Below are 21,930 nucleotides of genomic sequence, written 5' to 3' on the forward strand. Positions count from 1 at the left end.
CCACCCCCCCGGAGACGACCCCCATGGCGCGCATCACCGCCTCCGTCTACACCAGCCACGTGCCGGCCATCGGCGCGGCCATCGACCACGGCAAGACCCACGAGCCGTACTGGCAGCCGGTGTTCGCCGGCTACGAATTTTCCAAGCAGTGGCTGCGCGAGCACATGCCCGACGTGGTCTTCCTCGTCTATAACGACCACGCCACCGCGTTCAGCCTGGAGCTGATCCCGACCTTTGCCATCGGCACCGCGGCGCGCTTCTCCATCGCCGACGAGGGCTGGGGCCCGCGGCCGGTGCCGGAGGTGATCGGCCACCCGGAACTGGCCAGCCACATCGCGCAGAGCGTCATCCAGGACGACTTCGATCTGACCATCGTCAACAGGATGGAACTGGACCACGGCCTGACGGTGCCGCTGTCGCTGATGTGCGGCCAGCCGGCCGCCTGGCCGTTCAAGGTCATCCCGTTTGCGGTCAACGTGGTGCAGTACCCGGTGCCGTCGGGGCGGCGCTGCTTCGCGCTCGGGCAGGCGATCCGCCGCGCCGTCGAACGTTTCGACGAGGACCTGAACGTGCAGATCTGGGGCACCGGCGGCATGAGCCACCAGCTGCAGGGGCCGCGCGCCGGCCTCATCAACCGCGAGTGGGACAACCGTTTCCTCGACCGCCTGATCGACGATCCGGCCGGCCTGGCCGAGGTTCCGCACGTCGAATACGTGCGCGAAGCCGGCAGCGAGGGCATCGAGCTGGTCATGTGGCTGATCGCGCGCGGCGCGATGGCCGACGTGGCCGGCGGCCCCAAGCCGCGCGTCGCGCACCGCTTCTACCACGTGCCCGCGAGCAACACCGCCGTGGGCCACCTGATCCTGGAGAACGCCGCATGACCATCCACGTCGCCCTGGCCGGGCCGGGTGCCTTCGGCCAGAAACATCTGGACGCGATCCGCAACATCCCCGACGTCAAGGTCGTCTCGCTGATCGGCCGCGAGCCGGCCAAGACCGCCGAGGTGGCGGCCAAGTACGGCGTGCCGCACACCACCACCGAGCTGGCCGAGGCGCTGGCGATGAAGGAGGTGGACGCCGTGATCCTGTGCACGCCGACGCAGCTGCACGCCGCGCAGGCCAAGGCGTGCCTGGAGGCCGGCAAGCACGTGCAGGTGGAAATCCCCTTGTGCGACGTGCTGCGCGAAGGCGAGGAGGTGCTGGCCCTGCAGCGCCAGACGGGCCTCGTGGCGATGGTGGGGCACACGCGCCGCTTCAATCCCAGCCACCAGTGGATCCGGCGCCGCATCCTGGCCGGCGAGTTCACGATCCAGCAGATGGACGTGCAGACCTACTTCTTCCGCCGCACCAACATGAACGCGCTGGGCCAGCCGCGCAGCTGGACCGACCACCTGCTGTGGCACCACGCGGCGCACACGGTGGACCTGTTCGCCTACCAGACGCGCAGCCCGATCGTGCAGGCGCACGCGATCCAGGGGCCGTACCACCCCGAGCTCAAGATCGCGATGGACATGAGCATCCAGCTCAAGGCCGCCAGCGGCGCCATCTGCACGCTGAGCCTGTCGTTCAACAACGACGGGCCGCTGGGCACGTTCTTCCGCTACATCGGCGACAGTGGCACCTACATCGCGCGCTACGACGACCTGGTGCAGAGCCACAGCAAGGGGCCGGAGACGCCGGTGGACGTCAGCGGCGTGGACGTCTCGATGAACGGCATCGAGCTGCAGGACCGCGAGTTCTTCGCCGCCATCCGTGAGGGGCGCGAGCCCAACGCCAGCGTCGCGCAGGTGCTGCCGTGTTACCAGGTGCTGCACCAGCTGGAGCAGCAGCTGCTGGCGGACAACGGCCCGGCGCCACGCTGAGCCGTGGGAGGCGCGCATGACCGCTGACGTCGCGCAAGGCTCCTGCGCCCCGCTGCTGAAGGCGCCGCCGACGCCGTGGCCGACGCGGCGCCTGGGGCCGTTCGAGGTCTGCGCGATCGGCCTGGGCTGCATGAACGTCTGCCACGCCTACGGCGAGCCGCTGTCGGAGGCCGACGCCGCGCGGCTGCTGCTCGCCGCGCTGGACGCGGGCGTGACGCACTTCGACACCGCGGCGCTGTACGGCTTCGGCCTGTCGGAGGAGTGGATCGGCCGCCATCTGGCGCCGCACCGCCAGCGCTTCGTGCTGGCCAGCAAGTGCGGCATGACCGGTGAGCCCAACGAGCGCGGCGTCAAGGTGCGCGTCATCGACGGCCGGCCCGCCACGCTCAAGGCCACCTGCGAGCAGGCGCTCCAGCGCCTGCGCACCGACGTCATCGATCTGTACTACCTGCACCGGTGGGACAAGCGCGTGCCGATCGAGGACAGCGTCGGCGCGCTGGCCGACCTGGTGCGCGAGGGCAAGATCCTGGCCATCGGCCTGAGCGAAGTCTCGGCCGCGACGCTGCGCCGCGCGCACGCCGTGCACCCGATCGCCGCGGTGCAGTCGGAGTATTCGCTGTGGACGCGCAACCCCGAGATCGCGGTGCTGGACGCCTGCCGCGAGCTGGGGGTGGCCTTCGTCGCCTTCAGCCCGCTGGGGCGGGGCGTGCTGACGGCCAGCCCGCCCGATCCGGCGGCGTTCCACCCGAAGGACATCCGCCGCGCCATGCCGCGCTTTGCCCCCGAGCACTGGCCGCGCAACCTGCGGCTGCAGCAGCGACTGGCGGCGCTGGCGCGGCAGGCCGGCTGCACCCCGGCGCAGCTGGCGCTGGCGTGGGTGCTGGCGCGCGGCCCGCACGTGCACGCGCTGCCCGGCACCACGCGCATCGACCACCTGCAGGAGGATCTGCAGGCCCTGCGCGTGCAGCCCGATGCGGCGCTGCTGGCCGAGCTGGACGCCACCTTCACCCCGCAGGCCGTCAGCGGCGCACGCTACAACGCCCAGGGCGAGGACGAGGTGGATACCGAGCGCTTCTGACACCCCCCGAGCGGATGCCGTGCACCGCATCGGGGCCCGATCCGTGCAGACCAGCGACCGATGGGGTGGCGCATCACGCCGCCGATGCGCGGCGTTCCCATCCCCACCGGCACGGCGCCGTTCGCCTTGGCGCCGGCGCGCAAGGGGACATGGATGCGGCTCACCATGCGCGCCGCGCTCACCAGGGCCGGCAGCGGCGTGCGGCTGGCGCACCGCCACCGGCGTCATCGCGCCGGCAGTTGTGCCCTCATCGGCGCGCCCAGCGCCGGGCCGCGGGTCATGGGTGCCGCAGCCTCGGCCGCGCCGAGCTGAAACACCGACACCGCCTGCAGCAGCCGCTGCGCCTGCTCGCGCAGCGCCTCGGCCGCCGCGGCCGACTGCTCCACCAGTGCCGCGTTCTGCTGCGTGCTCTGGTCGAGCTGACCCATCGCGGCGTTGACCTGGCCGATGCCCTCGCTCTGCTCGCGTGCGGTGTGGGTGATCTCGCCGATCGTGTCGGCCACGCGCTGGATCGCCTGCACGATGTCGTCCATGGTTTGACCGGCCTGCTGCACCTGGGCGCTGCCGGCCTGCACCTTGGCGACGCTGGTCTCGATCAGGGTCTTGATCTCGCGTGCGGCCTGGGCGCTGCGCTGCGCCAGCGCGCGCACCTCGCCGGCGACCACCGCAAAGCCGCGCCCGGCCTCGCCGGCGCGCGCGGCCTCCACTGCGGCGTTGAGGGCCAGGATGTTGGTCTGAAAGGCGATGCCGTCGATGACACCGATGATGTCGGCGATTTTCTGGCTGCTGGCCTGGATCTCGCCCATCGTGCTGACCACCTGCGCCACCGTCTCGCCCCCGCGGCGCGTGGTGTCGGCGGCCTGCGCGGCCAGCTCGTTGGCAGTGCGCGCGGCGTTGGCGCTGTGCTGCACGGTGTCGGTCAGGTGCTGCAGGCTGGCGGCGGTCTGCTGCAGGCTGGCGGCGGCGCCCTCGGTGCGGCGGCTCAAGTCCTGCGTGCCACCCGCGATCTCGCCGGCGGCGTTTTCGATCTGCTGCACGGCGCTGCGGATGCCGCTGACGGCGCCGGCGATGCGGCCGATGACGTCCTTGAGCCGCTGCGCCAGCGGCGTCGTGGCGCGCAGGTGCGCCACGTCCAGCACCACATGCTCGCCGCGCGCTAGGCTGTCGGCCAGCGCGGCCACTTCGGCGTTGTCGCGCACCTGGCGCGCCAGCCACAGGATCAACACCACCTCGAAGCCGGTCTGCACGATGACGTAGGCCGCATGCAGGAGGATGACCGGGAAGTTCGGCTCGCTCAGGCAGTACAGTCCCCAGCCGGCCGCCTGCAGGCGGTCGAACGCCACATGGTGCACCGCGAACAGCGCCGCCGACCACACCACCGGGCGCCAGTCCAGGTAGGTCATCAGCAGCGCCAGCGTCACGAACACGCCGAAGTGGAACTCGATCATCCCCGCCGAGACCTGGATGTGCAGCATCACGAGCGTGGACAGCGACGTGGCCAGCAGCAGCCGGCCGGCCAGCGTGCCGCGCAGCGCCGCAAAGCCGATCACCCCCGGCAGCGACAGCCCGACCAGCCACGCCAGCTCCGCCCCCAGGCTCAGGCCCGGACGCTGCATCAGCAGAAGGATCGGTACTGAGGCAGCGGCGTACAGCGCCAGCGCGATCAGCATCGCAAGATCGCCGCGGCGGTAGATTGGCAGCAGCGGGTCGTGCAGGGCGGGGGCGGTCGTCACGGGACAACTCCGGGTGGGCCGAAAGGAAAGGGGGCGGCTCCGATCCGCGGACCGGCACTGCCCCCTCCCCACGAGCGCGTCTTCAGACTTGTCAAGTGTCGCCGATTTTCTTGACGGCACCGTGATCAGTGTCAAAGGTTGTCGAGGAAGCTGCGCAGCTTCTCCGAGCGGCTCGGGTGCTTGAGCTTGCGGATCGCCTTGGCCTCGATCTGGCGGATGCGCTCGCGCGTGACGTCGAACTGCTTGCCCACCTCCTCCAGCGTGTGGTCGGTGGACATCTCGATGCCGTAGCGCATGCGCAGCACCTTGGCCTCGCGCGGCGTCAGCGTATCGAGCACTTCCTTGACCACCTCGCGCAGGCCGGCCTGCATCGCCGCGTCCACCGGCGCCACGTTGGTGGTGTCCTCGATGAAGTCGCCCAGGTGGCTGTCGTCGTCGTCCCCGATGGGGGTCTCCATCGAGATCGGCTCCTTGGCGATCTTCATGATCTTGCGGATCTTGTCCTCCGGCATGTCCATCTTTTCCGCCAGGATCGAGGCGTCGGGCTCGACGCCGAACTCCTGCAGGTGCTGGCGGCTGATGCGGTTCATCTTGTTGATCGTCTCGATCATGTGCACCGGGATGCGGATGGTGCGCGCCTGATCGGCGATCGAGCGGGTGATGGCCTGCCGGATCCACCACGTGGCGTAGGTGGAGAACTTGTAGCCGCGCCGGTATTCGAACTTGTCCACCGCCTTCATCAGGCCGATGTTGCCCTCCTGGATCAGGTCGAGGAACTGCAGGCCGCGGTTGGTGTACTTCTTGGCGATCGAGATCACCAGGCGCAGGTTGGCCTCGATCATCTCGCGCTTGGCGTCGCGCGACATGGCCTCGCCGTCGTTCATGCGCTTGTGGATCGCCTTGAGCTCCTCCAGCGGCACCACCACCTGCGCCTGCAGATCGATGAGCTTCTGCTGCAGCTCGTGGATGGCCGGGATGTTGCGGCCCAGCACGGCGCTCCACGGCTTGCCGGCGGCGGCCTGGCGCTTGACCCACTCGAGGTTGAGCAGGTTCGGCGGGAACTCGGCGGCGAACTTGTCCTGCGGCATGCCGCACTTGTCGACGATGATCTTGCGCAGCTCGCGCTCGACCTTGCGCACCGTCTCCACCTGCTGGCGCACCGTCTCGCACAGGGTCTCGATGGCCTTGGCGGTGAAGCGGATGCTCATCAGGGTCTCGGTGATGCGCGCCTGCACCTCGCGGTAGCGCGGCGTGCCCCAGCCCTCGGCATCGCAGATGCGACGCAGCTCCTCGAAGTCCGCGCGGATGACGTCGAAGCGGCGCAGCGCCTCCTGCTTGAGCTCCTCCATCTTGCGCGTCAGCGCCTTGGAGCCGCCCTTGCCGTCGTCGTCGTCCTCGTAGTCGTCGAAATCCTCCTCGGCGACGTAGTCGTCGGCCTCGTCGCGGTCGGTGAAGCCGTCGACGACGCTGGAGATGATGGTGGTGCCGGCGCGGATGTCGTCGGCCATCTTCAGGATGTCCTGGATGGTGGCCGGCGACTCCGAGATGGCGGCCATCATCTCGTGCAGGCCGCGCTCGATGCGCTTGGCGATCTCGATCTCGCCCTCGCGCGTCAGCAGCTCCACGGTGCCCATCTCGCGCATGTACATGCGCACCGGGTCGGTGGTGCGGCCGAACTCGCTGTCGACGGTCGACAGGGCCGCCTCGGCTTCCTCCTCGGCCTCCTCCTCGGTGGTGACGGCGGTGGGCGCGCCGGTCAGCAGCAGCGTCTCGGCGTCGGGCGCCTGCTCGTAGACGGCCACGCCCATGTCGTTGAGCAGCGAGACGACCACTTCCAGCGTCTCCTGCTCGACCAGCTTGTCAGGCAGGTGGTCGTTGATCTCGGCGTGCGTCAGGTAGCCGCGCGTCTTGCCCAGCTTGATCAGCGCCTTGAGCTTCTCGCGGCGCAGCTTGGCCTCCTCCTCGGTCAGCACCGTGTCGTCCAGGCCGAACTCCTTCATCAGGGCGCGTTCCTTGGCCTTGGACAGCTTCATGCGCAGCGGCTTGGCCTTCTCGGCCGGCTCGGCTTCGGCGGCCTCGACCTCGTCGGCCACGGCCTCGAGGTCCTCCTCGACCAGATCCTCGTCGAGGTCGGTCAGGTCGTCGCCGGCAAACACGTCGTCGTCGCCGGCGCCGCCCTTGGCCTTGCGGCCGCGCTTGGCGCCGCCCTTGGCGCCGCTGCGCGTGCCGGTGCTCTTGGCGCGGTTGCCGCGCGCCGGCTTGGCCGGTGCGGTCTCGGCAGCGGGCGCGGCATCCTCGGCCGCGGCGGCCGCCGTCGTGGTGCCGGTCTCGGCAGCGGCCTCCTGGCGACGCGCGCTGCGCTTGCGCGGCGCCGGGGCGGGGGCGGCGGCGACAGGGGCGGTCGTCTCGGTCTCGGCGGTGACGGTCTTCTTGCTGCGGGTGCTCACGGCAGACGCTCTCCTCCGGCACGCGGCCGGTCAGGCAATGACAATGACGGTGACGGTGGGTGCACGGGCCCGCCCCATGCCGCGGGGCGCCACCGACCGGGACAGGCCGACGCGCACGCGCTGCCGAGATGGGGGCGTGAGGGCCGTTTCGCAAGTCGGGCGGGCGAACATTTGGTGTGCAGTCCTTGCGGAATCGGGGCGGCGTACCCCTGCAGCCGGCGGCATCGGTGGCCGCAGCACCGGGCGGGCGGTGCCGGGAAGTTCCCGGGCGGCCCGGCGGGCTCTGTCCGGAGGTGCTGCTGTCGCACTTGCGAAACCCCGAATTATATCATTTCGCCCTTCTCCTGCAAGGCAAGGCGCTCGGCCTGCACGCGTCGGTACTGCGCCAGCGCGGCCGGGTCGCTGGCGCTGCGCGCCAGCAGGGCGGTCTCCTGCGCCTTCAGGTGTTCGATGCGCAGCCGCCGCAGCAGTTCACGCAGCTCGCGGCGCAAATCCGCGCGCGCCTGCTCGTCGTCGGGCGGCGCGCCCTCCTGCAGCGCCAGCGTGCTGTCGTGCAGCGCCACGGCCAGCGCCTCGAACGGCTGGCCGCGCAGCCCTTCGCGCAGCGCCGCCCACGGCTGCGGACCGTGCTCCAGCCACTGCGCCTCCAGCCAGGCGAACAGGGACCCAAGCGGCGGCGGCTCCTGCGCCAGCAGCGCGTGGTCATCGGCGGTCAGCCACTCCCACGCCTCGGGCGTGGTCAGCACGATGCGCGCGATGCGGTCGCCGCGGCCCAGCAGCCCGCGCGCGGCGCGGCGCGCCTGCAGCGTCGCCGCATCCGGCCGCCCCGGCCAGCGCGCGCGCGGCCCTCGGCGGTGGCGAGGTCGCAGCCGTCGGCCGCCACCTCCAGCACGAAGCGGCTCAGCGGCGTGGCCTGCGCCAGCGCGGCGGCGAACGCCTCGGCGCCGTGGGTGCGGATGAAGCTGTCCGGGTCGTGCTCCGGCGGCAGGAACAGGAAGCGGAAGCGCCGCGTGTCGCCGGCCCACGGCAGCGCGGCGGCCAGCGCCCGCTGCGCCGCGCGCCGCCCGGCCGCGTCGCCGTCGAAGGCGAACACCACGTCGTCGGTGAAGCGCAGCAGCTTGCGCACGTGCTCCGGCGTGCAGGCGGTGCCCAGCGTCGCCACCGCGTGGCCGAAGCCCAGCTGCGCCAGCGCCACCACGTCCATGTAGCCCTCCACCACCAGCGCGCAGCCGGCCTGGCGGATGGCGCTGCGCGCCTCGTACAGGCCGTAGAGCTCCTCGCCCTTGTGGAACAGCGGCGTCTCCGGCGAGTTGAGGTACTTGGGCTCGCCGCCGTCGAGCACGCGGCCGCCGAAGCCGATCACCTCGCCCTTGACGTTGCGGATCGGGAACATGATGCGGTCGCGGAAGCGGTCGTGGCGGCGCGCCTCGTCGCCGTCGCCCTCGACGACCAGCCCGCACTCCACCAGCCGCGCGTCCTGGTAGTCGCCGAACACCGTGGACAGGAAGCGCCGCTGCGCCGGCGCGTAGCCCAGGCCGTAGGTCTTGGCGATCTGGCCGGTGAGGCCCCGGCCCTTCAGGTACTCGATCGCGCGCGGGCTGGCCTTCAGTTGCGCGCGGTAGGCGCGCGCCGCCTGCGCCAACAGCTCGGTGAGCGTCTGCTGCGCGCGGCGCTGCGCGGCCTCGCGCGCGCGCTGCTCGGGCGAGCGTTCCTCCTCCGGCACCGTCAGGCCCAGCTGCGCGGCCAGGTCGTGCACCGCCTCGCGGAAGCCCGCGCCGGTGTGCGCCATCAGGAAGTCGATCGCGTTGCCGTGCGCGCCGCATCCGAAGCAGTGGTAGAACTGCTTGGCCGGGCTGACGGTGAAGGAGGGGCTCTTCTCGGCGTGGAACGGGCACAGCCCGACGTAGTTGGCGCCGCTCTTGCGCAGCGCGACGTGGCGGCCGACCACCTCCACGAGGTCGGTGCGCGCCAGCAGCTCCTGCAGGAAGGCCGAAGGGATGCTCACGGCCGCATTGTCGGGCATCGGCCGCGCCCGCGGCGATGCCGCTGCCGGTGGCCGTCCGCTGCGGCGTCAGACCGGATCACGCGGCTGCGCGTGCACCAGTGCCTCGAACTGCTCCAGCGGCATCGGCCGGCCGTAACGGAAGCCCTGCAGCAGGTGGCAGCCGTGGCTGAGCAGGTAATTTTCCTGCTGCTCGGTCTCCACGCCCTCGGCCAGCACCTGCATGCGCAGCTTGCGCCCCAGCGCGATGATGGTGGTGATGATGGCCTCGTCCTGCCGGCTGTGCTGGCCCAGGCGGGCGACGAAGCGCTGGTCGATCTTGATGGTGTCGAACGGCAGCTCGGCCAGGTAGGCCAGCGACGAGTAGCCGGTGCCGAAGTCGTCCAGTGCCAGCGACACGCCCAGCGCATCCAGCGCCTGCAGCGTGGCGCGCGCGTGGTCCAGATCTTCCAGGAACACCGATTCGGTGATCTCCAGCTCCAGCCGGCCGGGAGCGACGCCCTGCTGCGCCAGCGCCTGCTGCACGCGCTCGCCAAAGCCCGGATCGCGGAACTGGCGCGCGCTGACGTTGACCGACAGGCGCAGCGCCGCCAGGGCGGCGTCGCCCTGCCACTGGCGCAGCAGCTGGGTCGCCTGCTGCAGCACCCAGTCGCCCAGCGGCAGGATCAGGCCGGTTTCCTCCGCCAGCGGGATGAAGGCGCCCGGCGGCACCAGCGTGCCGTCGGCGCGCTGCCAGCGCACCAGCGCCTCGGCGCCGACGACGCGGCCGCGCACGTCCACCTGCGGCTGCAGGTACAGACGCAGCTCGCCCGCCTCGATGGCGTGCGCCAGGTCGCGCTGCAGCTGGTGGCGCTGGCGGATCGCGGCCTCCATCTCCGGGTCGAAGAAGGCCACGCCGTTGCGGCCGGCCTGCTTGACGCTGTACATGGCCAGGTCGGCGGCCTTCAGCAGCTGGGTGGCGTCGCCGTCGGCCACGGAGCCCGCGGCGCCGTCGCCATAGAGCGCGATGCCGATGCTCAGCGTCAGCGTGATGGTTTGGTCCTTGTGCGTGATCGGCTGGCGCAGTGCCGTGCCGAGCTTGTCGGCCACCGTCTGCGCCGCCAGCGCGGCGTCGTCGCGGCGTTCGAAGGTGGCCGGCAGCAGTACCAGGAACTCGTCGCCCCCCAGCCGCCCCGGGGTGTCCTGCTCGCGCAGCACGGCGCGGATGCGCTCGCCGATGATGCGCAGCACCGCGTCGCCGGCATCGTGACCGTAGGTGTCGTTGATGCTCTTGAAAAAATCCAGGTCCAGGAACAGCACCGCGCCCCAGCGCGCGTTGCGCCGCGCCTGCCGGAGGGCCTGCTGCAGCCGATCGAGCAGCAGCCGCCGGTTGGCGAGCCCCGTCAGCGGGTCGAAGAAGGCCAGGTTTTCGATCTGTGCCTCGGCCTGCTTGCGCCAGCTGATGTCGGAGAAGATGGCCACATAGTGGCGCACCTTGCCCACCGCGTCGGTGACGGCGCTGATGGTCAGCCACTCCGGGTAGACGGCGCCGTCCTTGCGCCGGTTCCAGATCTCGCCCTCCCAGTGACCGTGCTCCGCGAGCGCCTGCCACATGGTGCGGTAGAACGCCGCGTCGTGGCGGCCCGAGCGCAGCAGCGCCCCCGGGGTACGCCCGACGGCCTCGTCGGGCCCGTAGCCGGTGATGGTTTCGAAGGCACGGTTGACGCGCACGATGCGCCCCTGGGCGTCGGTGATGAGCACACCCTGGTAACTGTCGAAGGTCTTGGCCGTGATGGCCAGCTCATCGAGCAGGCGGGACTGCTCGCGCAGCGCCTGGCGCAGGCGCCGCTTCTGGTGCAGCAGCCCCAGCAGGAACAGCAGCAGCGCCAGCACGCCCGCGCCGGCCAGCGCCAGCGGCCCGGCGTTGACCTGCAGCGTCTCGCGCCACGTCAGCTGCGGCACGCCGAACGGGCGCACGCGCAGCTCGCGCAGGATGCGCTCCACCGCCGTGTAGCCCTGCGGCGGCACGAAGCCGGCCAGCGGCCCGGTGCGCAGCGCCGCATCCTCGTGGGCGTGCAGCAGCGCCAGCGTCAGCGCGCGGTGCGTGTCGTCGTCGACGCTGCTCATCACCGCCACCGGCCATTCCGGCACCAGCGGCGTGCTCACCGCGACGGGATAGCCGGGCAGGTCTTGCCGCTGCAGCACGCGCAGCCGGTCGGGCGGCACGCGGCCGGCGGCCACCATCGCCTCCAGCACGCCGTCACGCACGAAGGCCGCCTCCACCCGGCCTTCCAGCAGCGCCAGCACGACGTTGTCCTGCGGCAGGCCGATGCGCTCCCAGGTGATGTCGTCCTCGGGCACGCCGCGGCGGCGCAGCTCGTGCCGTTGCAGGTGCCAGCCGGCGAGCGATTCGTCGTGCGGCACGCCGACGCGCCGTCCGCGCAGGTCCTGCCAGCGCCGCAGCGGGCTTTCCGCGCGCACCAGCACCGTGCCGCCGAAGGCCGTGGACTCCACCCCGTGGCGCCGCCGTACCAGCGTGGCCAGCGCGGTGCTGAGACCGTGCGTGTGACGCAGCGCGACGTAGTGGGCGGGGTTGGTGACGATGACGTCGAGCTCGCGCGCGCGCACCGCCGCGTCCAGCGCGGCGTAGTCCAGCAGGCGGGTGCGCAGCCCGATGCCGGGCATCTGCCGCTGCAGCGCCTGCAGCAGCGGGGTCCAGTCGCGCTCCTCCACCTCCAGCGGGCGCGGTGCCAGGATGCCCAGCCGCAGCTCGGCGTGGTCGGCGTGCGCGGGGGCGAGCCAGGCGCCCAGCAGTCCCAGCAGCAGCACCAGCGCCCGCGCCAGGCGGGCCGCGGCGGCGGCACGCACGTCGTGGCCGCGCCTCATGCGGGCTCCTCCACCGGCAGCCAGTCGGGCGCGGCCAGGTCGGCCGGCAGGCGGCCCTCGGGCAGCAGGCCGCGCTGGCGCATGAACTGCGCCAGCCCCTCGGCGGCGCGCTGCAGCCGGGCGGGGGCGCCGATCAGCCAGTCGCGGTTGTCCGACCAGCCCGTCAGGTGCAGGCCGCCGAAGGCCGGTATCACCTGATGCCGCGGCAGGTCCAGCCACGGCGCCAGGCGGTAGATGCTGTCCTCGCGCAGCGTCATCAGATGGCGCTGCGCCTCGAACAGGTGCTGCAGCACGGTGGTCAACGCACGCTGCCGGCCGGCGGCGGCCTCGCGGTGCACGGCCAGCACGTCGACGATCGGACGCTCCTCGGGCAGCTGGCTGCTGTCGAACAGCCGCACCGCCCCCAGCGCCCGCAGGCGCGAGGTCACCGGCTCGAACGTGATCAGCAGGTCGACTGCGCCCTCCCGCCAGGCCCGCTCGTGTTCCTCGAAGCCGAGGTGCACCATCGTCACGTCGCCGGGTTGCAGCCCCGCGTACTCCAGCCACGAGGCCGCCATCAGCTCGCCGACCGCGCCTTGCTCGTGGCCGAGCCGCGCGCCGCGCCAGCGCGAGCGCTCGGCGTGCGTCGGGCGCGCCAGCACCACGTCGGCGCCGTGGGACAGGTTGAAGAGGGCCGCCACGCGCAGCGGCAGGCGGTCGACCACGACCGCCTGCAGCACCTCGTCCAGGGTCAGCGCGGCGGCGTGCGCGCGGCCCTCGCGCAGCGCCGCGCGCGAGGCGCTGGCCGAGCCGGTGGGCAGGCCGTGCAGCACCCCGTCGTCCCACCAGCCCAGGCTTTCGGCCAGCTTCAGCGGCGCGTAGCCCGGCCAGGGGTGCCAGGCCACCGTCAGCGGCGGCTCGGCGCCACAGCCGCCCAGCCACGGAGCCACCGTCGCCGCGGCAGCCAGTGCCGCGCCGCGGCGCAGCCAGTCGCGTCGGCGCATCGCGTTCATCCCTGCATCACGCGGTTCTTGCCGGCGCGCTTGGCCTTGTACATCGCCGCATCGGCGCGCGCGATGGCGGCCTCGACCGGCTCGTCGCGCCGCAGTTCGGTGACGCCGGCGCTGAAGGTGATCAGCACCTGCTGCTCGCCCTGCAGGAACAGGTGGGCACTGAGGTCGCGCTGCAGCCGCTGCACCACCCCGCAGGCCTCCTCGGGCGTGGTGTCGGGCAGCACGATGATGAATTCCTCGCCGCCGTAGCGGCCGATGGTGTCCTGCGGGCGCAGGCTGCGGCGCGCGACGTCGGCCAGGTGCTTGAGCGCCGCATCGCCGGCCAGGTGGCCCAGCGTGTCGTTGAGGCGCTTGAAATCGTCCACGTCCAGCAGCGCGATGCACACGCGCGTGCCGGTGCGCTCGGCGCGGCGGGTCTCGCGGTCGAGGGCGCTTTGCAGGCCCTTGCGGTTGAGCACGCCGGTGAGCAGGTCGTGGGTGACCAGCTCGGCCATCTGGTCGAGCTCGCGGCGCAGGCGCTGCACCTCGGCTTCGGCGCGGTCGGCGCGGTCGCGCAGGTCGGTGAGCTCGTCGACGACGCGCTGCGTGTCGGCGGCGAACGCGCGTGCGGTCTGGATCGCTTCCTGCACCACCGGGGCCATGTCGGCCAGGCTCTCGGCACGCTCCAGCGCCTGCGCGCAGGCCTCGAACTTGGCGTGGTACTGCCCGGTGCTGACGGTGGTCTGCGCCAGCCGCTCGAGGAAGGTGGCCAGCGTCTGGCGCATCAGCTCCTGTGCGCGCAGCGTCTGTTCGCGTGCCTCGGCCTGCTTGACGATGACGTCCTTCAGGCGCGCCTGCAGGTCTTCCAGCCGTCGCTGCGACAGCGGCGGTTCGGCGGCCTGCACCAAGGCCTGCATCTGCTGGCGCAGCCACGGGTTGTCGGGGCTGATGGCGTCGATGTGCTCGAACACCTGCTTGAGCAGGCCCAGCAGGGCCTGCCGCACGCCCAGCTGCTCATCGACGCCGAACGAGAGCCGCCAGGCGTAGTCGGCCAGCATGCGCTTGAGCGTCGCGGCATGGTGCTGCGGCAGCCGCAGGTAGCGCACCAGCTCCTCGCCCATCTCGCGCAGGCGCGCGTCGTCGGCGGCCACCAGCGGCAGCGCGACGTCGACCACGCGCGCGGCCTGCTCGGCGATCTCGGGGGCGATCGGCGCCTCGCCGGCGGCGTCGGACGGCGACGCCGGTTGCGCGGCGGCGCAGGCCGGCACGGCCGCCGCCGGGGTTGGGGAGGCCCCGCCGTCGGGCGCCGTGGCGGCGGGGGCAGTGCCCAGGTGCTGCACCAGCAGCTTTTCCAGGTCGTCCCAGCTGTGGCGCGCCACGGCCTTGTTGAACAGGGCCTTGAAGCGCACCTGCGCCGGCGTGCGCTCCGGCAGCGCCTGCGCGATCTGGCGCAGCTGCGCCAAGGGAAACGGCTGCAGCGGCCGCGTGCCGGCCACCTCGTGGTAAGCGGCCTGGAAGTTCTCCGGCGTGGGTGGCAGCCGCCGCGCCGCCAGCAGGCGGACGGCCTCGCGCGCGATTTCCTGGGGGGTGGAAGCGGGGCTGCCCATGGCGTGGAAGTATAGGGCGGGCGCCCCACCATCCCGCGGGCGGCGGCTTGACGCCGGTCAGTCCCGCGTCACCTCGGCGCCGGCGCCGCCTCCTCAGCGCGGCTGCATGCGGATCGCGCCGTCCAGCCGGATCACCTCGCCGTTGAGCATGTCGTTCTCGATGATGTGCCGCACCAGCTTGGCGTAATCCTCCGGCCGGCCCAGGCGCGAGGGGAACGGCACCATCGCGGCCAGCGCATCCTGCACCTCCTTGGGCATGCCGAACAGCATCGGCGTGCCGAAGATGCCCGGCGCGATGGTCATGTTGCGGATGCCCAGCTTGGCCAGGTCACGCGCGATCGGCAGCGTCATGCCGACCACGCCACCCTTGGAGGCACTGTAGGCGGCCTGGCCGATCTGGCCCTCGAACGCCGCCACCGAGGCGGTGGAGATGATGACGCCGCGCTCGCCGGTGGGTTCGGGCTCGTTGACGCTCATGGCGGTGGCGGCCAGCCGGATCATGTTGAAGGTGCCCACGAGGTTGACCTGGATCACCTTGTTGAACAGCGCCAGGCTGTGCGGGCCGTTCTTGCCGACGGTGCGCTCGGCCGGCGCGATGCCGGCGCAGTTGACGAGGCCCACCAGCTTGCCCAGCTCCAGCGCATGGTCCACCACCGCCTGGCCGTCGGCCTCCTGGCTGACGTCGCAGCGCACGAAGGTGGCGCCGATCTCGGCGGCCACCGCGCGGCCGCGCTCCTCCTGCATGTCGGCGATGACGACGCGGCCGCCCTGGGCGGCCAGCATGCGGGCCGTGCCTTCGCCCAGGCCCGAGGCGCCGCCGGTGACGATGAAGACCTTGCCTGCGATGTCCATGAAGCTGCTCCTGCTGCGTGGGGGGATTGACGGGGATTGACGGAGGAATTGACGTTTACGTCAACGTCAATCATAGGCGCAAAAAGGCGCCCGCCGGAACGCGGGGCGCAACGGGTGCCCCGCGGGCACCCTGCCAGGAGCCAGGGGGTGCGTAGGACGGGCCGTCAGGGGTAGCCGACGCGGTCCAGCATCTGCTGCACCTTGGACAGGTTGCGTGCCACCACCGCCAGCGGGATGGGGTCGGCCTTGAAGCCGTCGCCGCCGATGGCGCGCAGCGCCGGGTTGTCCACCTTGACGCCGCGCGCGGCCGGAAATTCGTTGTTGCCGTTGGCAAAGTATTCCTGCGCCTGCGGGCTGGCCAGGAACTCCAGGAAGGCGATGGCGGCCTCGACGTTCTTCGCGTGGCGCGCCACCGCGGCGCCGGCGATGTTGACGTGCGTGCCGGTGGTGGCCTGGTTCGGGAAGACGACGCGCACCCGCTCGACGACGCGCCGGTCCTCGGGCCTGTCGGACTTGACCAGGCGCGCCAGGTAGTAGCTGTTGGTCAGCGCCACGCCGCATTCGCCGCTGGCCACCGCGCGGATCTGGTCGGTGTCGCCGCCCTTGGGCGGGCGGGCCATGTTGGCCACCAGGCCGGCCAGCCACTGCTGGCCCTTGTCGTCGCCCAGGCGCTCGATCACGCTGGCAAACAGCGACAGGTTGTAGGGGTGTGAGCCGCTGCGCGTGCACAGCAGGCCTTTGAGCCGGGGGTCGGCCAGCTGCTCGTAGGTGGCCACGTCCTCGGCCCGCACGCGCAGCGGGTCGTAGACGATGACGCGTGCGCGGGTCGAAAAGCCGGTCCAGGTCACGCCCTGCGGCGTCGGGGCGGCGCGCAGCTCCGGCGGGATCGCGGCATCCAGCTTGGCCGACCGGATCGGCCGGAACAGCCCCTGCGCATCGGCGGCGGCCATGCGGGCGGCGTCCACCAGCAGCACCACGTCGGCCGGCGAGGCGGCCCCCTCGGCGCGCAGGCGCGCGACGATGCCGGCGTCGTCGCTGTCGACACGGCGGATGCGGATGCCGGTGGCCTGCGTGAAGGCGGCGTAGAGCTGCTCGTCGCCGGGATAATGGCGGGCCGAGTAGACGTTGAGCACCTTGGGGTCCTGGGCCTGCGCCAGCGGCGCGGTCAGCGTGAGCACGGCCAGCAGGCCGCAGGCCAGGCGGCGGGTCAGTCGCAGGGAAGCGGTGGGGCGCATCGGTGGGTCTCCGTGTGTCGGATCGGGCAGGACGCCGCGGTGAGGGCGGCGCCGGGTCGAGGTGGATCCTACCATAAACGAGAATGATTTTCATTATGAGGCGATGCGAGGTCATGACCTCGGCCGATCCGACGCGGCGCCGGCTGCTGGGTCTGGCGGGGGCCTGGGTGTTGGCGGGGCTGGGCGGCTGCGCGACCGCGCCGCCGCCGGCGCAGCGGGTGGAGCCGCAGCAGCCGTCCGCGCCCGAGCAGCCGCCGCCGGCTGCCGAGCCACCGCAGCCCGTGCCGGCGCCGCCGTCACCGCCGCCGACGCGTCCGCCGCGGCTGGGGCTGGCGCTGGGCGGTGGCGCGGCGCGCGGCTTTGCCCACGTCGGCGTGATCCAGGTGCTGGAGCGCGAGGGCATCCGCCCGGACCTGGTGGCGGGCACCTCGGCGGGCAGCCTGGTGGCGGCGCTGTACGCGCACGGCATGGACGGCGCGCAGCTGCAGCGCGCGGCGCTGGAGATGGAGGAGGCCACGATCGCCGACTGGACGGTGCCGCTGTTCAACCGCGGACTGCTGCGCGGCGAGGCGCTGGCCCGCTACGTGCACCGCATGGTCCAGGGCCGGCCGATCGAGCAGGCGCGGCTGCCGTTGGGGATCCTGGCCACGGACTTGGCCACTGGCCAGGGGGTGCTGTTCCGCCGCGGCGACACCGCCACCGCGGTGCGCGCCTCCAGCGCGGTGCCGGGGGTGTTTTCGCCGGTGTCGATCGGCGGGCGCACCTACGTCGACGGCGGGTTGGTGGCGCCGGTGCCGGTGGAGCAGGCGCGCGAGATGGGCGCGGAGCTGGTGCTGGCGGTGGACATCTCCAGCCCCGCCGAGCCGCTGGCGCAGACCGACCCGGTGCGCGTGCTGCTGCAGACCTTCACGATCATGGGGCAGACCATCAACCGCCACGTGCTGGCGCGCGCCGACGTGGTGGTGCGGCCGTCGCTGGCGGGCATCGGCAGCGCCGACTTCGCGGCGCGCCAGCGCAGCATCGCCGCCGGGCGCGCGGCGATGGAGGCGGCGCTGCCGCGGCTGCGTGCGCAGCTGCAGGCGCTGCGCCGGCCGCTGGGCTGACGGTGCGTGCGGCGCCGGACCACAGGTGAAAAAAAAACCCCCGGACCTCGCGGGCCGGGGGTCAAGGGTCCCTGAAGTTCAGGACTCGAAGAGACCCGAGGAGACAACCGGTGAGGTGCCGCTTCAGGCGCTGCGGCGGCCGCCGCGCGCGCGCGGGGCCTGACCAGCGGCCGCGCCGGCGGCGCCCACGGCCTGCTGGGCCTGGTCGGCGGCGGCCTGGAAATTCTTCTCGGCCAGCTCGGCGGCCTGCTTGACTGCCTGCTGCACCGTCTCCATCGCGGTGGTGGCGGCGTTGACGACGTTGCGCAGCACCTGCACCGCCGGCTCGGTGCCGGCCGGAGCGTTGCGCGACAGGTTTTCCACCACCGCCTGCACCTTGTGCTGGGCCTCCACCGCCTGGTCTTCGGCGGCCTGCGCGAAGGCGCCGCTGGTGCGCGCGGCGATCTCGGCGAGCTGGCGGCTGTAGGCGATGGTCTTTTCGGCCAGCGGCTGGATCAGCGCGGCCTGCCGCTGCAGCAGTTCCTGCGCGTCCTTGGCCGACAGCAGCGCCTGGGTGTTGTCGGCGGCATCACGCAGCGCGGCGCGCGTGGCTTCGAGGTTGAGTTCGACCAGCTTCTCGACCCCTTCGAGCGCCTGGCGCGTCAGGCCGAAGAGCATGTCGATGTTGGCCTTGTGCGCGGCGGCCAGTTGTTCGGGGGTCAGCATGGCATCCTCCTTGAAGCGGGTTTGCTGCGCTGCAGCATGGTCTGGATTATAGGGATCGGGCGCCGTTTGGCAAGCCCCTTTGCGGCACACTGCGCGCCATGCAGGTGTTCTATGCCACCGAATTCGTGCTGCCGCTGCCGCCGGGCCACCGTTTTCCGATGGAAAAGTACCGGCTGCTGCGCGATGCGCTGGCGGCGGATGCGGCCTATCGGCTGTGCCAGGCCGAGCCCGCCAGCGACGGCGAGCTGGCCCTGGCGCACACCCCGGCGTACGTGGAAGCCGTCGCGCGGGGCACCCTGCCGGCGGCGGTGCAGCGCGAGATCGGCTTTCCCTGGAGCCCGGCGATGGTGGAGCGGGCGCGCCGCTCGGTGGGGGCCACCGTGCAGGCCGCGCGCGCCGCGCTGCTGCAGGGCGAGGGAGTGGCGGCCAACATCGCCGGCGGCACGCACCACGCCAGTGCCGACCAGGGCGCGGGCTTCTGCGTGTTCAACGATGCCGCGGTGGCCGCGCGCCTGCTGCAGGCCGAGTGGGCCCGGCGCGGCCCGTCGGCGCGCGCGCGCCCGCTGCGCGTGGCCATCATCGACCTGGACGTGCACCAGGGCAACGGCACGGCGCGCATCTTCCGCGACGACCCGACGGTGTTCACGCTGTCGCTGCACGCCCAGCGCAACTACCCGTTCCGCAAGGAGGCCGGCGACCTCGACGTCGGGCTGCCGGATGGCTGCGGCGACGAGGCCTACCTCGAGGCGCTGGAGCAGGCGCTGCAGGAACTGGAGCGCCGCTTCGAGCCGGATCTGGCGATCTACCTGGCCGGGGCCGATCCGCACGAGGGCGACCGGCTGGGCCGGCTGAAGCTGAGCGACGACGGCATGGAGGCGCGCGACCGCCGCGTGTTCGAGTGGCTGTGGCAGCGGCGCGTGCCGGTGGCGATGGCGATGGCCGGCGGCTACGGGCGCGACATCGCCACCACGGTGCGCGTGCAGCGGCGCAGCTTCGAGGTGGCGCTGGCGACCTGGCGGCGCTGGCAGGCCGCCCGCGGGCGGCACTGAAGGCTGGCGCGGCGGCGACGGCCGGTGGCGCACCGCCGATGGCACAATGGCCGGCGACGCGCCGGCTGCGGCCGGCCCCGCCCGCCCGATGCGAGGAGACCGATGAGCGCCCCCGAGCCCGCCCCCGCGCGACCGCAGCCGCTGGCGCGCGCGCACTTCCGCCGCTTCCGCCCGATCACGACGCGCTGGATGGACAACGACGTCTACGGGCACGTCAACAACGTCGTCTACTACAGCTGGTTTGACACCGCGGTCAACGCCACGCTGATCGAAGGCGGCGCGCTCGACATCGAGCGCGGGGCGGTGATCGGGCTGGTGGTGCACACCGAGTGCCACTATTTCGAGCCGCTGGCCTTTCCGCAGGCGGTGGAGGCGGGCGTGCGCGTGGCGCACGTCGGGCGCTCCAGCGTGCGCTACGAGGTCGGCATCTTCGCCGCCGGCGCCGCGCGCAGCGCCGCGCACGGCCGCTTCGTGCACGTCTATGTCGACCGCGCCACGCGCCGCCCGGTGGCCGCGCTGCCCGCGCCCTTGCGCGACTTGCTGGAGACCTTGCGATGAATGCCCCCGAAAGACATCTGGATCTGCCGCCGCTGGAGCTCGACCCGCTGCGCGCCGAGCGGCGCGCGCTCGACCCGACGCAGGTGGAGGCGGCGATCGTCTCGCGCCGCTCGGTGCGGGCGTTCCGCCCCGACCCGGTGCCGCGCGCGCTGCTGGAGCGGCTGCTGGCGGTGGCCGCGCGCGCGCCCTCGGGCACCAACACCCAGCCGTGGAAGGTCTACGTGCTGCAGGGCCGCGCGCGCGACGCGCTGTGCGAGCAGGTGTGCGCCGCGCACGACGCCATCCGCGCCAATCCGGCGCTGGCCGCCGAGTATCAGGAGCCGTACGACTACTATCCCAGCCGGTGGGTCAGCCCTTACCTCGACCGCCGGCGCGAAAATGGCTGGGGCCTCTACGGGCTGCTCGGCATCGGCAAGGGCGACAAGGACAGGATGCACGCGCAGCACCAGCGCAACTTCCGCTTCTTCGACGCGCCGGTGGGGCTGATGGTGACGATCGACCGCGTGATGGGGCGCGGCTCGCTGGTGGACACCGGCATGTTCCTGCAGAACCTGATGATCGTGGCGCGCGCGCACGGGCTGCACACCTGCCCGCAGGCGGCATGGAACCACTACGCGCGCATCATCCTGCCGCACATCGGCGCCTCGGACGACGAGCTGCTGGTGTGCGGCATGGCGCTGGGCTGGGCCGACGAGGACGCGCCGGTCAACCGTTTCGTGACGCCGCGCGAGCCGCTGGAGCGCTTCGTGCGCTGGGTCGAGTGAGGGTCGCGCACGCGGCAGGACCGAGGAGGGACGGGCGATGACGCAGCAGGCGGCAGGGCCGCGGCCGGCGGTGCTGGTGGCGCGGCGCATCTTTGCGGAAACGGTGGAGCGGCTGCGCGCGCACTTCGACGTCGAGACCAACGACGCCGACGAGGAGTGGTCGCAGGAGGAGCTGATCCGCCGCCTGCAGGGCAAGGACGGCGCGCTGCTGACCGGCACGCAGCGGGTGGATGCGGCGCTGCTCGAGGCCTGTCCGCGGCTGCGCATCGTCGCCAACATGACGGTGGGCTACAACAATTTCGACGTCGCGGCGCTGGACGCCGCCGGCGTCGTCGGCACCAACGCGCCGGACGTGCTGACCGAGACGACGGCGGACTTCGGCTTTGCGCTGCTGCTGGCGGCGGCGCGGCGGCTGACCGAGAGCGAGCGCTTCCTGCGCGCCGGCCAGTGGCGGCGCTGGAGCGTGGACCTGTTCGCCGGGGCCGAGGTGCACGGCACGACGCTGGGCATCCTCGGCATGGGCCGCATCGGGCAGGCGATCGCGCGCCGCGGCGCGCACGGCTTCGGCATGCGCGTGCTGTATCACAACCGGCGCCGGCTGGATGCGGCCACCGAGGCGGCCTGCCGTGCCACCTGGGTCGACAAGGACACGCTGCTGCGCGAGTCCGACCACCTGGTGCTGGTGCTGCCGTACACCCCCGAGAACCATCACATCATCGGCGCGGCGGAACTGGCGCGCATGAAGCCGACCGCGGTGCTGGTCAATCTCGCGCGCGGCGGCATCGTCGACGACGCCGCGCTGGCCGAGGCGCTGCGGCAGCGGCGCATCGCCGCCGCCGGGCTGGACGTGTTCGAGGGCGAGCCCCGCGTCCACCCCGGGCTGCTGGAGGTGCCCAACGTGGTGCTGACGCCGCACATCGCCAGCGCCACCGTGCCGACGCGGCGCGCGATGGCCGACCTGGCGGCGGACAACCTGATCGCCTTCCTGACGCAGGGGCGGGCGCTGACGCCGGTGAACCAGCCGCCGCGGCTGCGTGCCTGAGGCCGGGAACTCGGGCCGGCCGGCCCGATCGCAACAGGCAGGTCCGCGCCGGCCGGAG

Annotated in this window: 16 protein-coding genes and 1 pseudogene; 8 read left to right on the top strand and 9 right to left on the bottom strand. The window is 72.4% G+C overall.

Annotated features, from left to right (window positions below):
* Positions 1 to 23: 23 nt before the first annotated feature.
* Genes Tsedi_RS10550 through Tsedi_RS10560 form a run of 3 tightly spaced genes read left to right on the top strand, consistent with a single transcriptional unit; the run spans position 24 to position 2,939 of the window.
* Entirely contained in the window at positions 24 to 881 is an 858-nt protein-coding gene (locus tag Tsedi_RS10550; protein ID WP_143896400.1) for a class III extradiol dioxygenase subunit beta, read from the top strand.
* Entirely contained in the window at positions 878 to 1,861 is a 984-nt protein-coding gene (locus tag Tsedi_RS10555) for a Gfo/Idh/MocA family oxidoreductase (protein WP_143896402.1), read from the top strand. Before Tsedi_RS10550 ends, Tsedi_RS10555 begins: the two co-directional genes overlap by 4 nt.
* A gap of 16 nt (positions 1,862 to 1,877) precedes the next feature.
* Positions 1,878 to 2,939 (top strand): aldo/keto reductase, encoded by a 1,062-nt coding sequence (locus Tsedi_RS10560; RefSeq protein ID WP_143896404.1) that lies wholly within the window; start codon positions 1,878 to 1,880, stop codon positions 2,937 to 2,939.
* Positions 2,940 to 3,163: 224 nt separating this feature from the next.
* On the opposite strand, the gene Tsedi_RS12455 is transcribed toward Tsedi_RS10560, so the two are convergent.
* The 8 genes and pseudogenes from Tsedi_RS12455 to Tsedi_RS10600 form a co-directional block, all read right to left on the bottom strand.
* A complete protein-coding gene (locus tag Tsedi_RS12455) occupies positions 3,164 to 4,672 on the bottom strand; it encodes a methyl-accepting chemotaxis protein (protein WP_281280133.1) in 1,509 nt (502 codons plus the stop codon).
* A gap of 131 nt (positions 4,673 to 4,803) precedes the next feature.
* Positions 4,804 to 7,119 carry an RNA polymerase sigma factor RpoD gene (gene rpoD / locus Tsedi_RS10570; RefSeq protein WP_143896405.1) on the bottom strand — a complete coding sequence of 772 codons (2,316 nt, stop codon included), beginning with the start codon at positions 7,117 to 7,119 and terminating at the stop codon, positions 4,804 to 4,806.
* 323 nt (positions 7,120 to 7,442) lie between these two features.
* Positions 7,443 to 9,142 (bottom strand): annotated as a pseudogene (gene dnaG / locus Tsedi_RS10575) (DNA primase).
* A gap of 48 nt (positions 9,143 to 9,190) precedes the next feature.
* Positions 9,191 to 11,986 (bottom strand): EAL domain-containing protein, encoded by a 2,796-nt coding sequence (locus Tsedi_RS10580; RefSeq protein WP_143896407.1) that lies wholly within the window; start codon positions 11,984 to 11,986, stop codon positions 9,191 to 9,193.
* Entirely contained in the window at positions 11,983 to 12,969 is a 987-nt protein-coding gene (locus Tsedi_RS10585) for an ABC transporter substrate-binding protein (protein ID WP_185970655.1), read from the bottom strand. Before Tsedi_RS10585 ends, Tsedi_RS10580 begins: the two co-directional genes overlap by 4 nt.
* Before the next feature lie 5 nt (positions 12,970 to 12,974).
* On the bottom strand, positions 12,975 to 14,564 hold the full coding sequence (locus Tsedi_RS10590; protein ID WP_143896411.1) for a GGDEF domain-containing protein: 1,590 nt from the start codon (positions 14,562 to 14,564) through the stop codon (positions 12,975 to 12,977).
* A 93-nt stretch (positions 14,565 to 14,657) separates the two neighbouring features.
* Positions 14,658 to 15,416, bottom strand: coding sequence for a 3-hydroxyacyl-CoA dehydrogenase (locus tag Tsedi_RS10595; protein ID WP_143896413.1), 759 nt, complete (start codon positions 15,414 to 15,416; stop codon positions 14,658 to 14,660).
* Between the two features lie 164 nt (positions 15,417 to 15,580).
* Positions 15,581 to 16,651, bottom strand: a complete 1,071-nt coding sequence (locus Tsedi_RS10600) for an extracellular solute-binding protein (protein WP_143896415.1) — start codon at positions 16,649 to 16,651, stop codon at positions 15,581 to 15,583.
* Between the two features lie 95 nt (positions 16,652 to 16,746).
* Here Tsedi_RS10600 and Tsedi_RS10605 point away from each other — a divergent pair, with 95 nt between their 5' ends.
* The gene (locus Tsedi_RS10605) at positions 16,747 to 17,754 is read left to right on the top strand and encodes a patatin-like phospholipase family protein (RefSeq protein ID WP_246099257.1); all 1,008 of its coding nucleotides are present in this window, start codon (positions 16,747 to 16,749) and stop codon (positions 17,752 to 17,754) included.
* Positions 17,755 to 17,877: 123 nt separating this feature from the next.
* Here the strand turns inward: Tsedi_RS10605 and Tsedi_RS10610 are convergent, their stop codons facing one another.
* Positions 17,878 to 18,459: a phasin family protein gene (locus Tsedi_RS10610; RefSeq protein WP_143896417.1), complete on the bottom strand. Its 582-nt coding sequence runs from the start codon at positions 18,457 to 18,459 to the stop codon at positions 17,878 to 17,880.
* A 98-nt stretch (positions 18,460 to 18,557) separates the two neighbouring features.
* Between Tsedi_RS10610 and Tsedi_RS10615 the strand changes: the two genes are divergently transcribed.
* The 4 genes from Tsedi_RS10615 (at position 18,558) to Tsedi_RS10630 (ending at position 21,872) form a co-directional block, all read left to right on the top strand.
* Positions 18,558 to 19,508: a histone deacetylase family protein gene (locus Tsedi_RS10615; RefSeq protein WP_185970656.1), complete on the top strand. Its 951-nt coding sequence runs from the start codon at positions 18,558 to 18,560 to the stop codon at positions 19,506 to 19,508.
* A 102-nt stretch (positions 19,509 to 19,610) separates the two neighbouring features.
* Positions 19,611 to 20,066 carry an acyl-CoA thioesterase gene (locus Tsedi_RS10620; RefSeq protein ID WP_143896420.1) on the top strand — a complete coding sequence of 152 codons (456 nt, stop codon included), beginning with the start codon at positions 19,611 to 19,613 and terminating at the stop codon, positions 20,064 to 20,066.
* Positions 20,063 to 20,830 carry a nitroreductase gene (locus tag Tsedi_RS10625; protein WP_143896422.1) on the top strand — a complete coding sequence of 256 codons (768 nt, stop codon included), beginning with the start codon at positions 20,063 to 20,065 and terminating at the stop codon, positions 20,828 to 20,830. Before Tsedi_RS10620 ends, Tsedi_RS10625 begins: the two co-directional genes overlap by 4 nt.
* Positions 20,831 to 20,867: 37 nt before the next feature.
* The gene (locus tag Tsedi_RS10630; protein WP_143896424.1) at positions 20,868 to 21,872 is read left to right on the top strand and encodes a 2-hydroxyacid dehydrogenase; all 1,005 of its coding nucleotides are present in this window, start codon (positions 20,868 to 20,870) and stop codon (positions 21,870 to 21,872) included.
* Positions 21,873 to 21,930 lie beyond the last annotated feature (58 nt).

The sequence above is a fragment of the Tepidimonas sediminis genome (assembly GCF_007556605.1).
GTDB lineage: Bacteria > Pseudomonadota > Gammaproteobacteria > Burkholderiales > Burkholderiaceae_C > Tepidimonas > Tepidimonas sediminis.